This is a genomic window from Azohydromonas lata (genome assembly GCF_034427735.1).
GTDB lineage: Bacteria > Pseudomonadota > Gammaproteobacteria > Burkholderiales > Burkholderiaceae_C > Azohydromonas > Azohydromonas lata.
The window spans coordinates 52,928-69,426 of the sequence record NZ_JAXOJX010000021.1; the positions used below are offsets into that span (position 1 = coordinate 52,928).

Here is a 16,499-nt window from a genome sequence, read left to right on the forward strand (position 1 = left end):
CCTGTGGCCGTGCCCGTGCGGCTGCTGCGCCCCGGCGCCATCGCGCTGCAGGCGCTGCCGCCGCTGTCGCTGTACGTGCACCTGCCCTGGTGCCTGCGCAAGTGCCCCTACTGCGACTTCAACTCGCACGAGGTGCGCGCGGGCGAGGGCCTGTCGCAGGACACGCAGTCCGCCTACCTCGACGCGCTGATGGCCGACCTGGAGGCCTCGCTGCCGCTGATCTGGGGCCGGCGCGTCTTCAGCATCTTCATTGGCGGCGGCACGCCCAGCCTGTTCGAGCCCGCGTCCATAGACCGGCTGCTGGCCGACATCCGCGCCCGGCTGCCGCTGGAGCCCGGCTGCGAAGTCACGCTGGAGGCCAACCCCGGCACCTTCGAGAAGGACCGCTTCCGCGGTTACCGCGCCGCCGGCGTGACGCGGCTGTCCGTGGGCGTGCAGAGTTTCAGCGATGCCATGCTCCAGGCCGTGGGCCGGGTGCACGACGCCGCGCAGGCGCGCGCGGCGGTGGCGGAGGCGGCTGCCGCCTTCGACACCTTCAACATCGACCTGATGTACGCGCTGCCCGGCCAGAGCCTGGACATGCTGCGCACGGATCTGGACACGGCGCTGTCGTTTGCCCCGCCGCACCTCTCCATCTACCACCTCACGATGGAGCCCAACACGCGCTTCGCGACCAGGCCGCCTGAAGGCTTGCCCGACGACGACCTGGCCGCCGACATGCTGGACCTGCTGGCCGAGCGCACGGCCGAGGCCGGGCTGCAGCGCTACGAGGTCTCGGCCTTCGCGCGCCCCGGCCACCGCTGCGTGCACAACCTGAACTACTGGGAGTTCGGCGACTACCTGGGCATTGGCGCAGGGGCGCACGGGAAGATCAGCTTTCCCGACCGCATCCTGCGCCAGCAGCGCTGGCGCGAGCCGGCCAGCTACATGGCCAAGGCGCGCGAGGGGCAGGCCGTCTCCAACGAGCACACCGTCACGCCCAAGGAGCTGCCTTTCGAGTACGTGCTCAACGCGCTGCGGCTGAAAGAGGGCTTCGAGCTGACGCGCTACAGCGAGCGCACCGGGCAGCCGCTGCAGTCCCTGCAGCGGGCGCTGTCCGAGGGCGAGCGCCGCGGCCTGCTGGAGCGCGACGGCGACGTGGTGCGCCCCACGGCGCGCGGCTTCGACTTCCTGAGCGATCTGCAGGGGCTGTTCTTGCCGGCGGCTTGAGCCGGCTGGCTGGGCCGCTTGGGCCTGCCCGCCGGTGCGAACGCCGCCGGCGCGGCACTGGCCCCCTGAACACGGTGTTAGACCGTCTAACGCCTGCCGTTGGACGCGGGGCAGGCGCCTGGACGCACGGGAGTGGCCTCCCGGCCCGGCGCTGCCGCTTCCCCGCGGCTCGCCTTTTAAACCCGGTGCGTCGGCCCGCTGGAGGTGGCGGCGAGCTGCTCCATCAGCCGCGTGCCGATGCGCGGCAGCGGCAGCACCTCGTTGGCCGCGCCGGCGGCAATGGCCTCGCGCGGCATGCCGAAGACGACGCAGGTCGCCTCGTCCTGGCAGATGTTGTAGGCGCCCGCGTCGCGCATGAGCTTCATGGCGCGCGCGCCGTCGGCGCCCATGCCGGTGAGCATCACGCCGAAGGCGTTGGGCCCGGCCACGCGCGCGGCGGATTCGAACAGCACCTCCACCGAGGGCTTGTGGCGGTTCACCGGCTCGCCGTCTCGCACGCGCGCCACGTAGTTGGCGCCGCTGCGCTCCACGCTCAGGTGCAGCCCGCCCGGCGCCAGGTAGGCGTGGCCGGGCAGCAGGCGTTCGCCGTCGGTGGCTTCGCGCACCGTCAGCCGGCACAGCGTGTTCAGCCGCGCCGCGTAGCTCTTGGTGAAGCCCGGCGGCATGTGCTGCGTGATCAGCACCGCCGGCGAGTCCGGCGGCAGGCTCACCAGCACCTCGCGCGTGGCCTCGGTGCCGCCGGTGGAGGCGCCGATGAAAATGAGCTTTTCCGTGGACAGCCGGCCCAGCGGGCGCGACGGCGCCGCGCTCGGAGCGGGCGCCGCGGCGGCACCGGGCGCCGCCTGCACCGCGGGCTGCAGCCGGCGGTGGATGCGCGAGCGCGCGGCGGCGCGGATCTTGTCGCAGATCTCGTCGGAGAGCTGGCTCAGGCCCTCGGCCACGCCCAAGCGCGGCTTGCTCACGAAGTCCACCGCGCCCAGCTCCAGCGCGCGCATCGTCGCCTCGGCGCCACGCTCGGTCAGCGTGGACACCATCACCACCGGCGTGGGCCGCAGCTTCATCAGCCGCGACAGGAACTCCAGCCCGTCCATGCGCGGCATCTCGATGTCCAGCGTCACCACGTCCGGCGACACCTCGCGTATGAGCTCGCGTGCAGCGAAGGGGTCCGCCGCGGCGCCCACGCACTGCATGTCGGGTTGGCGGTCGATGACGGCCTTGAGCAGCGAGCGCACCAGCGCCGAGTCGTCCACCACCACCACGCGAATTGCTGCCATGTTGTTTCGTCCCTGTCAGAAGAGTTCTATGGAGCCGGCGTCGCTGGGCACCGCCTTGGCCGCCGCGGCGCGCTCCTGCGCCAGCACCTGCTCGCCCACCGCGTTGCTCGCCAGGCGCTTGACCATGGCGCGCCCGCTGTCGGGCTCGAAGCAGACCTTGCGCGGGTACACGTCCAGCACGTCCTGGCTGATCACGGGAATGCGCTCGGTCTTGAGATAGTCCAGGACGAAGCGCGTGTTGCGCTCGCCGACGTTGAGCGTGGTCATGTTGCCCAGCACCGCGCCGCCGCCGAAGACCTTGGCCTCCATCGAGCCGCGCGAGGCACCGCACTTCATCAGCTCGTTGATGAGCAGCTCCATCGCGTACAGCCCGTAGCGCCCGCCGTCGCCCGCGTCCGGCAGCATGAAGTGGTTCATGCCGCCCACGCGGCGGTCGCGGTCCCACAGGCAGGCCGCGATGCACGAGCCCAGCGTGGTCATGATCAGGATGTTCTGGTCATGCACGAAGTACTCGCCCGGCAGCACCTTCACCGCCTCGCGGCGGAAGTGCGCGTCGTAGAAGAAGAAGGAGGCCTCGCCCGGCTTGCGCCGCTGCGCGCGCAGCTCCTCCAGCCGCGCCGTGTTCTGCAGGCTGCCGGATATGGTCTTGAGAGTGCGTACTGCTTGCATCAAACCCGCTCGTAGATGGTCTTGCCGCGCAGCCGGAAGAGCGCGCGCGCGTCGCCGAAGTTCTCGGAATGGCCGACGAACAGCAGCGAGCCGGGCCTCATGGCGCGGTGCAGCCGCTGCAGCACCTGCATCTGGGTCGGGGCGTCGAAGTAAATCATCACGTTGCGGCAGAAGACCACGTCGAACGGCTCGCCCAGATCCCATGTCGGGGTCATGAGGTTGAAAGGGAAAAAGCTCACCAGCCGCGACAGCTCCGGCTTGACCTTCATGCGCCCGGAGTTGGCGCCGGTGCCGCGCAGGAAGTGGCGCTTGAGCCGCTCGGGGCTCAGGCCGCGGGCGCTGGCGTCGTACACGCCGCGCTGCGCCGTGGCCAGCACCTTGGTGTCGATGTCGCTGCAGAGAATGCGCACGCGCTGCGCGTCCGGCGCATGCTCCACCGTCGTCATCGCCAGCGAGTAGGGCTCCTCGCCCGTGGAGGCGGCGCAGCACCAGATGCGCTGGATGTTGCGCTCGCGCCGCTGGAACTCCTCGGCCAGGGCGTGGAAGTGGTGCTCCTCGCGGAAAAAGGCCGTGAGGTTGGTGGTCAGGCAGTTGATGAACTCCTGCCACTCGGACTCGCCGCCGGGCCCGCGCGCGTTCTCCAGCGTCTGCAGGTAGGACGAGAAGCTGCGGTGGCCCGTCTCGCGCAGGCGGCGCGAGAGCCGGCTGTACACCATGGCCTGCTTGCCCTCGTGCAGGCTGATGCCGGCGCGCTGGTAGATCAGCTGCCGCACGCGCTGAAAGTCGGCGCTGCCGAAATCGAATTCGCCTTCAGGCGCAATGGCGACGGGGGAGGAAGCAAGTGTCATCGCAAGGTCAAGGCAATTCCGGGTTTCGCGAGCCGTTGCATTTTGATACCGCAAACCGGCCCAAACGCCGGCCAAACGATGGCGGACTTGTCAAAAGTCAACGGAGCGCTGAATGGCGCGGCACGCGGCCGCTGCCGGCACATGCACGGAGTGCGCACCCCGTCACCGCGTTGATCGGCACAAAGCCGGGACTGTGAAGCGTGGGACGGTGCGGTGGCGCGTTCGCATTTCACGAACGCCATGCCTTGGCGAAGCAAAAACGCCCCGGGCGTGCAGGACGTCCGGGGCGTGCGCGGGAAGGAGACAGGAGGGCGGTCAGTCGCGGAAGTTGTCGAACTTCAGCGGCAGGTCGATGTCCTTGCGCAGCAGCGCCATGGCGGCCTGCAGGTCGTCGCGCTTGGCGCCGGTGACGCGCACGGTGTCGCCCTGGATGGAGGCCTGCACCTTGAGCTTGCTTTGCTTGATGAGCGACTGGATCTTCTTGGCCGTTTCGGCCTCGATGCCGGCCTTGAGCTTGACGAGCTGCTTGAGCTTGTCGCCGCCGATCTTCTCGGGCTTGGCACTGTCGTCCAGGAAGCGCACGTCCACGGCGCGCTTGGTCAGCTTGGCCAGCAGCACGTCCTTGACCTGGCCGAGCTGGAAGTCGCTGTCGGCAAAGAGCGTGAGCTCCTTGTCCTTGCCCTTGTCGGAAAACTCCACGCGGGCGTCGGAGCCCTTGAAATCGAAGCGGGTGCCGATTTCCTTGTTGGCTTGGTCAAGGGCATTGCGCACCTCGACGATCTCGGGTTGCAGGACGGTGTCGAAACTGGGCATTGGGCTGGGAAAAAGAGGGGATCGGCGAAAATTCTGCCATGCAGCAATCCCTGTCCATTGAATGCGGTCTGAACCTGCGGCCGTACAACAGCTTCGGCCTGCCGGCTCAGGCGCGCCAGCTGGTGCGCATCCGCAGCGACGCCGACGTGCGCCGCGTGCTGGACCACCCCGAGCTCGGCCGCGCCCAAAAGCTGGTGCTGGGCGGCGGCAGCAACCTGGTGCTCACGCGCGACGTGGCCGCGCTGGTGCTCAAGGTCGAGGTGGCGGGCATACGCCTGGTCGAAGAGCGCGAGGACGCCTGGATCGTCGAAGCCGGCGCCGGCGAGAGCTGGCACGCGCTGGTGGAGTGGACGCTGGCGCACGGCCTGCCGGGCCTGGAGAACATGGCGCTCATTCCCGGCACCGTGGGCGCCTCGCCGGTGCAGAACATCGGCGCCTATGGGCTGGAGCTCAAGGACCGCTTCGAGTCGCTGGACGCGGTGGACCTCGTCACCGGCCGCAGCGTCACGCTGGGGGCGCGCGCCTGCCACTTCGGCTACCGCGACAGCGTCTTCAAGCACACCGACTTCGGCGGCCTGGCCGGCAAGAGCCTCATCACCCGCGTGCGCTTCAGGTTGCCCCGCCCCTGGCAGCCCGTGCTGGGCTACGTGGATCTGGAGCGGAAGATGGCCGAGACCGGCGTGCGCGGGCCGGCGCCGCAGCAGATCTTCGAGTGGGTGTGCGCCATACGCCGCGCCAAGCTGCCGGACCCGGCCGCGCTGGGCAACGCCGGCAGCTTCTTCAAGAACCCGGTGGTCAGCGCCGAGCAGTGCCGCGACATCATCGGCCGCGACCCGCACATCGTTCACTACCCGCTGGCCGACGGCCGCGTGAAGCTGGCCGCGGGCTGGCTCATAGACGCCTGCGGCTGGAAGGGCAAGAGCATCGGCCGCGCCGGCGTGTACGAGAAGCAGGCGCTGGTGCTGGTCAACCGCGGCGGCGCCAGCGGCGCAGAAGTGCTCACCCTGGCGCGCGCCATCCAGGAAAGCGTCTACGGCCGCTTCGGCATACGGCTGGAGCCGGAGCCGGTGGTGGTGTAGGGCGGGCTGTGTTGCTCCATTGAGACAAAGGCCGGCCCCGCGCCGTCACGGACGGGGCGCCGCCCTCACGCCGTCACGTCCGGCGCCGCCTCCATCAGCCCGCAGTCCAGCAGCGCCTGGCGCGTGGCCGGCAGCAGGGCGCTCCAGCGCTGCAGCGCGTCCTGCAGCGTCGCGGGCTCGGCGGTGGAGGCGTTCTTCTCCACCTCCACGGCCGCCTGCGCCAGCCCCGGCAGGCCCAGGTTGAGCGCGGCGCCCTTGGCGGCATGCGCGGCCTCGCGCAGCCCCGTGCGCAGCGTCGGCGCCTGCGCGCGTATGGCGTCGGCGGCGGCCAGGTCCACGTCTTGGCCGGCGGCGGCGGCCTCGTCGGCGTCCTGCGCCTGCTGCAGCGAGCGCACCGTGGCGGCGAGCTGCGGCAACTGCACCGCCAGGTCGTCCAGGTAGCGCTGCACCAGCGAGCTGTAGTGCGCGTTGGAGAGCACCTGCGCCACGCCGCAGGCGGTGGCTTCGTCCACCAGCAGGGTGTCCGGCGTTTGGGGGGCAGCGCCGTCCGGGACGGCTTGGGCGGCAGCGCCTTCGGCCGTCGCGCCGGCGCCATTGCGCTCACGCGCCTGGCGGCGCATGACTTGGGCGAGTTGTTGCAGCGTCACGGGCTTGGTCAGTACGTCGTTCATGCCGGCGTTCAGGCAACGCTGGCGGGTTTCGGGCAAGGCGTCTGCAGTGAGCGCCACTATGGGAACCTGACCCGCCGGTGCGGGCAGGGCACGTATGGCCTGCGCGGCGCCCGCGCCATCGAGCACGGGCATGTGCAGGTCCATCAGCACCAGGTCAAAGCGCTGCTCGGCCACCGCCTGCACCGCGTCCACGCCGTTGCGCACGATGCGCGCGCGGTGGCCCAGGCGGTCCAGCAGCGCGGCCAGGTAGCGGCGGTTGATCTCGTGGTCCTCGGCCACCAGCACGCGCAGGCCCGCCACCGGCAGCCGCTCGTCGGCCTCCGGCAGCGGCGGCGCCTGCGCCTCCACCAGCGGCAGCACCAGCGTGAAGGTGCTGCCCGCGCCGGGGCTGCTTTGCACCAGCAGGTCGCCGCCCATGAGCCGCGCCAGGTGGCGGGAAATCTCCAAGCCCAGCCCCGTGCCGCCATGCCGGCGCGGGCCGCCGGCCTGCACGAAGCGCTGGAACAGCCGGCTGAGCGTGTACTCGTCCATGCCGATGCCCGTGTCCGTCACCGCGCACTCCAGCGTGCCGCTGGCGTTGCCCAGGCGCACGTTGAGCGTCACCGAGCCGCTGTCGGTGAACTGGATGGCGTTGTTCATCAGCTTGTTGAGCACCTGCTTGAGCCGCGTGCCGTCCAGCTCCAGCGCCGCGGGCAGCTCCGGCGCCACGTGCACGCGCAGCGCCAGGCCCTTGGCCATGGCGCGCGGGCGCATCACCTGCTCGACCTCCGCCACCATGGGGCGCAGCACCACGGGCTCGCTCAGCAGGGCCAGCGAGCCGGCCTCCAGCTTGGACATGTCCAGGATGTCGTTGAGTATGGACAGCAGGTGGTCCGCCGCCTCGTTGGCCGTGCGCAGGTACTCCTGCTGGCGCGGCTCCAGCGGCGTGTCGCGCAGCAGCGCCAGCATGCCCAGCAGGCCCTGGAAGGGCGTGCGTATCTCGTGGCTCATGTTGGCCAGGAAGGCGCTCTTGGCCTGGCTGGCCGACTCGGACTCCTGGCGCGCCTCGCGCAGCCGCTGCGCCAGCAGCTCCACGCCGGCGCTGCGCTGGTCGAGCTTGTGGCGCTGGCGCAGCAGCGCCAGCGCGCAGGCCAGCGTGCACAGCGCCAGCAGCAGCGTCAGCAGCATGTCCATGCGTGCGTGCTCGGCCACGCCCTCCTGGCGCTGCGCGGTCTGCGCGGCCACCTCGCGGGTGCTGTCGCGCGCCAGCATGCGGGTGGGCTCGTCCAGCGCCTCCAGCTCCTGCTGCAGCGCGCGGTGCGATTCCTCGCTCAGCCGCGCCTTGGGGTTGGCGCCCAAGTAGAGATCGGCGCGCGCCACGAAGTCGCGCACCATGCGCGCGGCGTGCTCCAGCTCGGGGTTGCGCGCCACCAGGCGCTGCGCGTGCTCGTCGTCCAGCAGCGCCACGCGCTGCCCGAAGGCCTCGTAGCGCTGCTGCAGCGAGTCGGCCTCGCGCACCGGCCCGCCGGGCGCGCGCCACTGGCTGCGCAGCTCCAGGTAGTCGCTGCGCAACTGCTGTAGGCCCAGCAGCAGGTAGTCGTCCTTGACGTCGGAGAGCGCTTCCAGGCGCCGCACCTGGCTCCACTGCACCAGGCCCACGCCCATGAGAAAGAGCAGGGCCACGGCCATCCAGCGCAGCAGCCGCGTGCGCTGCACGCTGCGCACGCCGGCGTTCATGAGAGGGCCGCCCGCGGCAGGGGCCGCGGGGCCGGGGACATCCGCCGCGCCGTCGTGGCCGCGGCGGGCAGGGGAAGGCAACTACGCTTGACGGTCAAGGCTCGGGACTCCATGCGCACCGCGCACGTGCACAAACCGGCGGATTATCACCCCCGTGCGCACCCAGCCCCTTGACCCGGCTGGCCGTCCCTGACAAGCGAGCATGCAATGTGCGCCGCGCCACCGGCCCGCCGGCCGCGGCATGGCGCGCGCTCAGTTGGCCGCTTGGGCCGGCGCGGGCTGCGCCTTGAGCACGCCGTCGGCAATGAGCTTCTTGATCACGGTTTCCTGCATGCCGAAGGCGCGCACGAAGCCTTCCAGCGGCATCACCACCTGCTGCGTGGCCGTGGTGGTGAGCTCCTGCTTGCCGTCCTGGGTGGCGGTGGGCGCCACGGTGCCCAGCTCCAGCCGCACCAGCGCGCCGGTGACGGAGATGTTGAGGATGGTGTCTGCGAAGGTCGTTTGCATGGGCGTGGATAGGCAATGGGTAGGCGCTGCCGGCGTCCGCCCTCCCGGGCGCAGCGGCCGTGCGGCGCAACCATATCGCCCTTGGGTCGCCCCCCGGCCGGCACCGGCCCGCGCGCCGTGACGCTTTGCACACCCGGCACGGGCCGGCTCAGAAGCGCGAATAGGGCTGCTGCAGGAACTCGATCTCCTCGACCGTGGACTCGCGCCCAAGCACCGCGTTGCGGTGCGGGAAGCGGCCGAAGCGCTCGATGATCACGTGGTGCTTGCGCGCCCAGAACTCGAAGTCCGCCGCCGTGGTGTCGCAGCGCGCCAGCGCTTCGAAGAGGCGCAGCCCCTGCGCCTGCGCCGCCAGATCCTCGGCGTGCTCGAAGGGCAGATAGACGAAGACGCGCTGCAGCGGCGCCAGCACCTGGTCCTGGCCCGCGTCCACCAGGGCGCGCGCGCCGGCCAGGGCCAGCGCGTCGCCGGCAAAGGCGCGCGGCGTGTCGCGAAAGACGTTGCGCGTGAACTGGTCCAGCAGCAGCAGCCGCGCCAGCGCGGCCTGGGCGTCGGACTGCCAGCCGTCGAGCTCGCCGCGCAGCGCGGCTTCGATGTGGGCGCCGAAGCGCTCGCGGATCTGCGCGTCGAAGGCGGCGTCCTTGGCGAACCAGCGCTGCTGCGCCTTGAGCGGCGGCGCGCCGAACCAGAACTGCAGGATGTCTTGGGCCGGTGGCGGCAGCGCGCTGGGGTTCATGGTCGCGGCGGGCGGGAAGCAAAGGAGGGCGCCCATTGTGGCGCCGCCCTCGCCGCGGCCAGTCGATGCTCAGGCCGTGAGCTTCACGGGCTCGATCTGCACCGAGCGCTGCCCGTCGCCCACCCAGACGATGCCGTCCTGCACCGTCACCTGCAGGCTCATGCCGCGCTGCGCCAGCGCGGCCAGCGCCTGGCTCTGGTCGGCCGGGATCTGCCACACCGTGATGTTGGACACCCGCGCGAGCTTGCCCTGCAGCGGCGCCCACCACACGGGCGTGGAGGCGGCGTAGCTGATGACCGTCACCCGGTCCGATCGCCCCGCGGCCTTGAGCAGCCGCCGCTCGTCGGGCTGCCCAAGCTCGATCCAGTGCAGCAGTTGCCCGGTGAGGTCCTTGTGCCAGAGCGCGGGCTCGTCCACGTCCGACAGGCCCTTGGTGAATTCGAGCTGGCCGTGGTGGTCGTCGGCAGCCACGTACAGCGCGAAGGCCAGCACGCGCATCATCAGCCGCTCCTCGGTCTCGGACGGGTGGCGCGCCAGCGTGAGGGCGTGGTCGGCGTAGACATGGCGGTCCATGTCGGCCAGCTGCAGCTGGGCCTTGTAGATGGTGGACTTCAGCGCCACGGGCACTCTCCGGCAGGACGGCGGGACATCGGGGAAAACCTTTTCTTCGTTTGCTTAAAGGCAGCGGGGCGGGACTGTGCCACAGCCCAAAATCGCGCACTGGAAGTACCCATGGACCACAGCAGCGCCCCGTTCACCCCCGTCGTCCCCGATGCCCGCCGCCTGGGCCGCCCCCTGGGCGGCTGGCGGCTGCGCTTCTACACCGTCATCTTCGAGGCCGACACGCCGGCCGGGCGGGCTTTCGACCTGGCCCTCATCGCCCTCATCCTGGGCAGCGTCGTCGTGGTCATGCTCGACAGCGTGCCCGCGCTGCGCGCGCGCTTCGGCCCGCTTTTCGACACGCTGGAGTGGGGCTTCACGCTGCTGTTCACGCTGGAGTACGTGGCGCGCCTGAGCTGCGTGCAGCGCCCGCTGCGCTACGCGCGCAGCTTCTTCGGCGTCATCGACCTGCTGGCCATCCTGCCGACCTACCTGTCCTTCCTCGTCCCGGGCCTGCACGCGCTCATGGACGTGCGCGTGCTGCGGCTGTTGCGGCTCTTTCGAATCCTCAAGCTCGGTGCCTACGTGGCCGAGTACGGCGCGCTTGGGCGGGCGCTCATGGCCAGCCGGCGCAAGATCCTGGTGTTCCTGTCCTTCGTGGTCATGGTGGTGGTGGTCATGGGCACGCTGATGTACGTGGTGGAGGGGCCGGCCAACGGCTTCGCCAACATTCCCGTGTCGGTGTACTGGGCCATCACGACCATGACCACCGTGGGCTTTGGCGACATCACGCCCAAGACCGAGCTTGGCCGCCTCATTGCCTCGGTGATGATGCTGCTGGGCTGGGGCACGCTGGCCGTGCCCACGGGCATCGTCAGCGCCGAGTTCACGGCGCGGCGCATCCACGGCCGCCCAAGCACGCGCACCTGCCCAAGCTGCCTGAGCGAGGGCCACGACCCCGAGGCGCGCTTTTGCAGCGACTGCGGCGCGCCGCTGCCGCCCCGCCGCTACGGCGGCTGAGGCCGCGGCGCGCGCGCCCAGGACCGCTTTGCGCCTTCTTTTTCCCGTAGTTCCTTTGTTGAGAGGTTTTCATGCTGGCCCCGCCCTTCACCGATCCCGCCCGGCTCGACGACGTCCTGTGCACGCAGGGCCACGCGGTGCTTTCCCCGCAGGCGCTGCAGGCGCTGCTGCACGTGCAAGCTGGCGCGCTGGGCGACTGGCAGCCCTTCTGGGACCGGCTGCCCCCTGACGCCTACCTGCGCGACGGCGGCCGCTACCGGCGCCGCCGCCACGCCAACTACATCGTGGCCGACGGCCAGGTGCAGCCCGTGCCGCACCGCGCGCACTGGCAGCCCGTCGAATACAACGCGCTGCACGGCGGCATAGAGCGCTGGTTCGAGCCCGTGGAGCCCGCGCTGGAGGCGCAGCCGCTGTGGCAGCCGCTGCTGCTGCTGCTGGCGCAGCGCGCCGACGCGCTGCGCGGCCCGCAGCCCTGGTACGTGGAGGCGCACGTCTTCCGCATAGACACCACCGACGGCATCGGCCGCCCAACCCCCGAGGGTGCGCACCGCGACGGCGTGGACATGGTGGCCGTGCTGCTGGTTGGGCGCGAAGGCATCAAGGGCGGCGAGACGCGCGTCTTCGACGCCAACGGCCCGCAGGGCCTGCGCTTCACCATGAGCGAGCCCGGCACGCTGCTGCTGCTCGACGACACCCGCGTCATCCACGAAACCACCCCCATCCAGCCCACCGGCGAAGCCGGCTGGCGCGACACCCTGGTGGTCACGCTGCGCAGGGGCGGCTTCCAGGGCCCGCAGGACCCGCTGCACCGCTGACCGGGCAGCGCCGGGCGCGGCCCGCCGGGCGGGCCGCGTGTCTTATCGTCACCTCCCGTTGCACGCCGATTGCTGCACTGCGGCAAAGTCGGCGCCCCCTTAGGTTGCCTGGAGCGACATGGATTCCCTCGTCACCGCCCCCTGGGCCTTGCGCCCCGACACGCTGCTGGGCGCCACGCTGGTGCTCATCCTGGCAGCGCTGTTGGGCGAGGGCCTGTGGCGGCTGCTGCACTGGCCGCGGCTCATGGGCTACATCGCCGTGGGTGCCGTGCTGGCCCTCTTCGGCGCGGGCGCGGACGGCAGCGAGACCGCGCTGCGCCTGGTGGTGGACATGGCGCTGGCGCTGCTGCTGTTCGAGGCCGGCGCGCGGCTGAACCTGCGCTGGCTGGTGCGCAACCCGGCGCTGCTGGCCACCAGCGTGCTGGAGTCGCTGCTCACGGCGCTGGCCGTCTACCTCGCCGCGCTGTGGCTGGACGTGGCGCAGCCCGTGGCCGCGGCGCTGGCGCTCATCGCGGTGAGCGTGTCGCCGGCGGTGGTGCAGCGCGTCATCGCCGAAAGTGACGCCGCCGGCCAGGTGACCGAGCGGCTGAGCACGCTCAGCGCCCTCAACACGCTCTATGCGCTGCTGCTGCTCAAGGCCTACAGCGGCGGCCTGCGGCTCTCCGATCCCGGCTGGCAGGACGCGCTGGCGCCCGTGCTGCTTGGGCTGGCCGGCTCCATCGTGCTGGGTGCGCTGCTGGGCTCGGCGCTGGGCCTGATCGCGCGGCGGCTGGACTTGCGCCAGGACAACGCCGTGGCGCTGTTGCTGGGCTGCGTGCTGCTGGCGCTGGCGCTGGCCAAGACGCTGCAGCTCTCCACGCTGCTGGTGCCGCTGCTGGCGGGCATCTGGCTGCGCAACCGCCATCCGCGGCCCTGGGTGTGGCGGCGCCAGTTCGGCAGCGCGGGCGGGGTGCTGGCGCTGGTGCTGTTCGTGGCCGCGGCCTCGGCCTGGTCGCCCGCGGCGCTGCCGGACGCCATGGGCGTCGCCGCCGCGCTGCTGCTGGCGCGCGCGCTGGCCAAGCTCGGCGCCGTGGCGCTGCTGGCCCCGGCCAGCGGCCTGAGCTGGCGCCAGGCCGGCGCGTTGGGCGCGTCGCTGCTGCCCATGTCCGGCACGGCCTGGCTGCTGGCGCTGGACTTCGCCGCGCTGCACCCGGTCAGCGCCTCGCAGCTCATGCCGCTGCTGCTGAGCATGCTGGCGCTGATCGAGCTGCCCGCGCCGCTGGTGCTGCTCTACGGGCTGCGCCTGGCCCACGAGGCCGAGGCGCACGAGCCCGCGCGCTGAGCGCCTGAACCTTCCCGCCTGGTGCACGGCTTGCCGTTGCCAGGCCGTCACTGCCTGCCGGAGACCCGCCATGAGCCTGCCCCCGTTCGCCAGCTCCGAAGCCTTCACGCTCGGCGTGGAGCTGGAGCTGCAAATCGTCAGCCGCCACGACTACGACCTCACCCCCGGCTCCGACGACCTGCTGCGCCTGGTGCAGCGCCACAAGATGGCGGCCGACGTGAAGCCCGAGATCACGAGCAGCATGATCGAGCTCTCCACCGGGGTGTGCCGCGGCTACGGGCAGGTGATGGCCGAGCTGCGCGAAGTGCGCGACGTGCTGGTGGACTGCGCGCAGCAGCAGAACCTGCGCCTGTGCGGCGGGGGCACGCACCCCTTCCAGGACTGGAGCCGCCGGCGCATCTACGACACGCCGCGCTACCGCCAGGTCTCCGAGCTTTACGGCTACCTGAGCAAGCAGTTCACCGTGTTCGGCCAGCACGTGCACATCGGCTGCCCCAGCGCCGACCAGGCGCTGTGGCTGCTGCACGCGCTGCAGCGCTACATCCCGCACGCCATCGCGCTGTCGGCCTCCTCGCCCTACGTGCAGGGCAGCGACACGGGGTTCCAGAGCGCGCGGCTGAACTCGGTGTTCGCCTTTCCGCTGTCCGGCCGCGCCCCGTGGGCGCTGACCTGGGAGGAGTTCAGCACCTACTTCGCCAAGATGCACCGCACCGGCGTGGTCGAGTCCATGAAGGATTTTTATTGGGACATCCGCCCAAAGCCGGAGTACGGAACGATCGAGGTGCGGGTGATGGACACGCCGCTGACCATTGAAAAAGCCGCCGCCATCGCCGCCTACCTGCAGTGCGTGGCGCGGCGCCTGGTGCTGCAGGAGCCCTTCCAGCCCCGCGAGGACGACTACCTCGCCTACACCTACAACCGCTTCCAGGCCTGCCGCTTCGGCCTGGACGGGGAGGTGGTGGATTCGCGCAGCGCCGAGCGGCAATCCATCCGCGCCCAGATCGCGCAGACGCTCAAGGAGATCGAGCCCCACGCCGAGGATTTACAAGCCGAGCCCGCGCTGGCGCTGCTGCGCGACATGCTGGGCCGCGACGACGGCGCCGACGCCGCCTGGCTGCGCGCGGTGCAGGCGCACGAGAAATACCTGCCGGAGGTGGTGCGGCGGCAGTGCGTGCGCTTCGAGGGACGGGCGATCTGAGGCGGCGGGCAGGCGTCAGGCCGGGGGCGAGGACAGCGTCTCGCGCCGCGCCAGCGTCGGGAAGAGGCGGAACCACAGTCCCACCACCAGCAGCGTGCCCATGCCGCCCAGGACGACCGAGCCGACCGGGCCGAAGGCAGCGGCCGTGGCGCCGGACTCGAACTCGCCGAGCTGGTTGCTGGCGCCGATGAAGATGGAGTTCACCGCCGCGACGCGGCCGCGCATCTCGTCGGGCGTGTCCAGTTGCACGAGGGACTGGCGGATCACCACGCTGATCATGTCCGCGCCGCCCGAGACCAGCAGCGCCGCGAAGGACAGCAGGAAGTTGGTGGACCAGCCGAACACCAGCATGCACAGCCCGTAGACGCCCACCGACAGCAGCATGGTGCGGCCCACCCGGCGCTCTATGGGCGTGCGCGTGAGCACCACCGACACCAGCAGCGCGCCGATCGCGGGCGCGCCGCGCAGCAGGCCCAGGCCCCAGGGGCCGGTGTGCAGCACGTCGCGGGCGAAGATGGGCAGCAGCGCCGTGGCGCCGCCCAGCAGCACGGCGAACAGGTCCAGCGACAGCGCGCCCAGGATGGCCTGGCGCTGCCAGATGAAGCGCAGGCCGGCCAGCATGGTGTTCCAGCTCGCGGGCTCGCGGTGCGCGGGCCGCGCCACCGGCGTGATGCGCATCACCAGCACGCAGCCTAGCGCGAAGAGGGCTGCGCACACGCCGTAAACCACCGTGGCGCCGGCCGCGTAGAGAAAGCCGCCCAATGCCGGGCCGGCCACCACCGCCGCCTGCATGGCGCCGGAGCTGAAGGCCAGCGCCCGCGGCAGCACCGCGGCCGGCACCAGCGTGGGGGCCAGCGCCTGCTGCGAAGGCATCTGGAAGGCGCGCGCCACGCCCAGCAGCAGCGACAGGGCCAGGATGAGCTCGCGGCCCACCCAGCCCCCGGCCGTGCCCAGCGCCAGCGCCAGGCCCACCACGAGCTGCAGCGCCATGCAGCCGGCCAGCAGCAGCCGGCGGTCATGGCGGTCCACCACGTGGCCGGCCGGCAGCGTCAGCACCAGCGCCGGGATGAACTGCAAAAGGCCCACCAGGCCCAGGTCCCAGGCGCTGCCGGTGATCTCGTACATCTGCCAGCCCAGCGCCACCATCAACATCTGCTGCCCGGTGGTGCCGGCCAGCCGCCCCCACCAGAAGCGCATGAAGGACGTGTAGGAGCGCAACGGCGCGTTGGGCTGCGCGGCGGCGGGGGACGTGGGTACGGCGGTCATGGGCAATGCGGCCGGCCGCCGTGGGGGCGGCGGCGGGCCGTGGAAGGCAAGGCGGGAAGGGTTGTTGCGGACGCGCACCGCCGGCGTGTCGGCCGCGATGCCTGCGCCCAAGCAGGGGCATGAGGCGTAACAGCTTACGCGAAGCCGCCCGGCCGGCTAGGGTAGGGGGCATGAAAACGATAAGCGCCGCCGACACCCCCGTGCCCTCCGATTCCGACCTCCCCAAGGCCCCGGCCGAGGCCACGGCCCGGCTGTTCATCGGCTTGTGGCCTGACGACGCGCAGCGCTGGGAAGCGCGCGCGCACCAGCAGTTGTGGCGCTGGCCGCCGCAGGCGCGGCCCACGCCGGCGTCCAAGCTGCACCTGACGCTGCACTTCATCGGCGAGGTGCCGCAGTCGCAGGTGGAGCCGCTGATGCTGGCCATGCCGGCCTCGTTCTCGGCGGCGGAGCTGACGTTCACGCACCCGGCGCTGTGGCGCGGCGGCATTGCCGTGCTGGAGCCGGCCAGCGTGCCGGCGCACCTGCAGTCGCTGCACGCGCAATTGGGGCTGCGGCTGCGGCAGTTGGGCGTGGCGCTGGAGGCCCGGCCCTGGCGTCCGCACCTGACGCTGGCCCGCCAGGCCCAGGGCGCCAAGCCGCCCGTGAACCCGCCGCCGCTGCACTGGCGCTTCGCGCAGCTCGCGCTGGTGCAGTCGGAGGCCGGGTTCTACAAGGTGCTCAGGACGGCGGAGGCGGTGTGAGCGCGCGGCCGCCGTCGGCC

At 71.4% G+C, this 16,499-nt stretch carries 16 protein-coding genes; 7 read left to right on the forward strand and 9 right to left on the reverse strand.

Annotation, left to right across the window (positions count from 1 at the left end; translation table 11 throughout):
* Window positions 1-3: 3 nt before the first annotated feature.
* Window positions 4-1,209 carry a radical SAM family heme chaperone HemW gene (hemW, locus tag SM757_RS14050; protein ID WP_322465970.1) on the forward strand — a complete coding sequence of 402 codons (1,206 nt, stop codon included), beginning with the start codon at window positions 4-6 and terminating at the stop codon, window positions 1,207-1,209.
* A gap of 176 nt (window positions 1,210-1,385) precedes the next feature.
* Here the strand turns inward: hemW and SM757_RS14055 are convergent, their stop codons facing one another.
* The 4 genes from SM757_RS14055 to SM757_RS14070 all read right to left on the reverse strand — a co-directional run bounded on the left by SM757_RS14055 (window position 1,386) and on the right by SM757_RS14070 (window position 4,813).
* Window positions 1,386-2,483, reverse strand: coding sequence for a protein-glutamate methylesterase/protein-glutamine glutaminase (locus SM757_RS14055; RefSeq protein WP_084267638.1), 1,098 nt, complete (start codon window positions 2,481-2,483; stop codon window positions 1,386-1,388).
* Between the two features lie 15 nt (window positions 2,484-2,498).
* Window positions 2,499-3,152, reverse strand: a complete 654-nt coding sequence (cheD, locus tag SM757_RS14060; RefSeq protein WP_066338222.1) for a chemoreceptor glutamine deamidase CheD — start codon at window positions 3,150-3,152, stop codon at window positions 2,499-2,501.
* Window positions 3,152-4,000, reverse strand: coding sequence for a CheR family methyltransferase (locus SM757_RS14065; protein WP_066338221.1), 849 nt, complete (start codon window positions 3,998-4,000; stop codon window positions 3,152-3,154). Before SM757_RS14065 ends, cheD begins: the two co-directional genes overlap by 1 nt.
* A gap of 315 nt (window positions 4,001-4,315) precedes the next feature.
* A complete protein-coding gene (locus tag SM757_RS14070) occupies window positions 4,316-4,813 on the reverse strand; it encodes a YajQ family cyclic di-GMP-binding protein (RefSeq protein ID WP_066338220.1) in 498 nt (165 codons plus the stop codon).
* A 50-nt stretch (window positions 4,814-4,863) separates the two neighbouring features.
* Here SM757_RS14070 and murB point away from each other — a divergent pair, with 50 nt between their 5' ends.
* Window positions 4,864-5,892: a UDP-N-acetylmuramate dehydrogenase gene (murB, locus tag SM757_RS14075; RefSeq protein ID WP_322465971.1), complete on the forward strand. Its 1,029-nt coding sequence runs from the start codon at window positions 4,864-4,866 to the stop codon at window positions 5,890-5,892.
* Window positions 5,893-5,957: 65 nt separating this feature from the next.
* Here the strand turns inward: murB and SM757_RS14080 are convergent, their stop codons facing one another.
* From SM757_RS14080 to SM757_RS14095, 4 genes are all read right to left on the reverse strand, one after another.
* Window positions 5,958-8,279: an ATP-binding protein gene (locus tag SM757_RS14080; protein ID WP_066338217.1), complete on the reverse strand. Its 2,322-nt coding sequence runs from the start codon at window positions 8,277-8,279 to the stop codon at window positions 5,958-5,960.
* A 252-nt stretch (window positions 8,280-8,531) separates the two neighbouring features.
* Window positions 8,532-8,786, reverse strand: a complete 255-nt coding sequence (locus tag SM757_RS14085) for a hypothetical protein (RefSeq protein ID WP_066338215.1) — start codon at window positions 8,784-8,786, stop codon at window positions 8,532-8,534.
* Between the two features lie 148 nt (window positions 8,787-8,934).
* Window positions 8,935-9,555 (reverse strand): DUF924 family protein, encoded by a 621-nt coding sequence (locus SM757_RS14090; protein ID WP_322465948.1) that lies wholly within the window; start codon window positions 9,553-9,555, stop codon window positions 8,935-8,937.
* A gap of 33 nt (window positions 9,556-9,588) precedes the next feature.
* Window positions 9,589-10,140 (reverse strand): YaeQ family protein, encoded by a 552-nt coding sequence (locus SM757_RS14095; RefSeq protein WP_066338213.1) that lies wholly within the window; start codon window positions 10,138-10,140, stop codon window positions 9,589-9,591.
* Between the two features lie 111 nt (window positions 10,141-10,251).
* Between SM757_RS14095 and SM757_RS14100 the strand changes: the two genes are divergently transcribed.
* The 4 genes from SM757_RS14100 to SM757_RS14115 all read left to right on the forward strand — a co-directional run bounded on the left by SM757_RS14100 (window position 10,252) and on the right by SM757_RS14115 (window position 14,473).
* On the forward strand, window positions 10,252-11,139 hold the full coding sequence (locus SM757_RS14100) for an ion transporter (protein WP_322465949.1): 888 nt from the start codon (window positions 10,252-10,254) through the stop codon (window positions 11,137-11,139).
* Between the two features lie 71 nt (window positions 11,140-11,210).
* The gene (locus tag SM757_RS14105) at window positions 11,211-11,954 is read left to right on the forward strand and encodes a 2OG-Fe dioxygenase family protein (protein ID WP_066338209.1); all 744 of its coding nucleotides are present in this window, start codon (window positions 11,211-11,213) and stop codon (window positions 11,952-11,954) included.
* Window positions 11,955-12,072: 118 nt separating this feature from the next.
* Entirely contained in the window at window positions 12,073-13,275 is a 1,203-nt protein-coding gene (locus SM757_RS14110) for a cation:proton antiporter domain-containing protein (protein ID WP_066338207.1), read from the forward strand.
* Between the two features lie 70 nt (window positions 13,276-13,345).
* Window positions 13,346-14,473 (forward strand): YbdK family carboxylate-amine ligase, encoded by a 1,128-nt coding sequence (locus tag SM757_RS14115; RefSeq protein WP_322465950.1) that lies wholly within the window; start codon window positions 13,346-13,348, stop codon window positions 14,471-14,473.
* Window positions 14,474-14,488: 15 nt separating this feature from the next.
* Here the strand turns inward: SM757_RS14115 and SM757_RS14120 are convergent, their stop codons facing one another.
* Window positions 14,489-15,739 carry an MFS transporter gene (locus SM757_RS14120; RefSeq protein WP_084267642.1) on the reverse strand — a complete coding sequence of 417 codons (1,251 nt, stop codon included), beginning with the start codon at window positions 15,737-15,739 and terminating at the stop codon, window positions 14,489-14,491.
* Window positions 15,740-15,909: 170 nt separating this feature from the next.
* On the opposite strand from SM757_RS14120, the gene SM757_RS14125 reads away from it, so the two are divergent.
* On the forward strand, window positions 15,910-16,479 hold the full coding sequence (locus tag SM757_RS14125) for a 2'-5' RNA ligase family protein (protein WP_169805941.1): 570 nt from the start codon (window positions 15,910-15,912) through the stop codon (window positions 16,477-16,479).
* The last annotated feature ends 20 nt before the right edge of the window (window positions 16,480-16,499 follow it).